The sequence below is a fragment of the Janthinobacterium sp. BJB304 genome (genome assembly GCF_002735765.1).
GTDB lineage: Bacteria > Pseudomonadota > Gammaproteobacteria > Burkholderiales > Burkholderiaceae_D > Janthinobacterium.
On the sequence record NZ_PDZN01000061.1, the window covers coordinates 1 to 505 of the forward strand.

A 505-nucleotide genomic window follows, 5' to 3' on the forward strand; every position below is an offset into this window, starting at 1 on the left:
GCCAGTGGAACAAGCGCTCGGATTCCTTAATGGGGAGATCGTTGACGCAGGCGTAACGGTTGGCCATCAGCCCATCTTCATTGAATTCCCAATTCTCATTCCCATAGGAACGGAACCAGTTGCCGGAGTCATCGCACCATTCATAGGCATAGCGCACACCAATGCGGTTCCCTGTAAACGCCCACAGTTCCTTGATGAGACGATATTCCAATTCCTTGGACCACTTGCGATCAAGGAAGGCTCGCGCTTCGTCGCGGCCATTGGCGAATTCAGCGCGATTGCGCCACTTGGTATCCAGGCTATAGGCCAGGGAAACCTTTGCCGCATCGCGGCTGTTCCATCCATCTTCAGCGAGGCGGACCTTTTCAATCGCTGACTCGCGGGTGAATGGCGGAAGGGGCGGACGAATTTCACTACTGGATGACATGATATGACCTTAACGGTTAGGTGAACTAGATCCTGCCTGTCGCGGCAGGGTTGATAAAAGCAGGGCTGCCGCCCTGCC

At 54.9% G+C, this 505-nt stretch carries 1 protein-coding gene; it reads right to left on the minus strand.

What is annotated here, in order from left to right; all coding sequences use genetic code 11:
* Positions 1–427, minus strand: a 427-nt coding sequence (locus tag CSQ95_RS28940; RefSeq protein WP_099412001.1) for a nuclear transport factor 2 family protein, incomplete at its 3' end; no start/stop codon positions are given.
* Between the last annotated feature and the right edge of the window lie 78 nt (positions 428–505).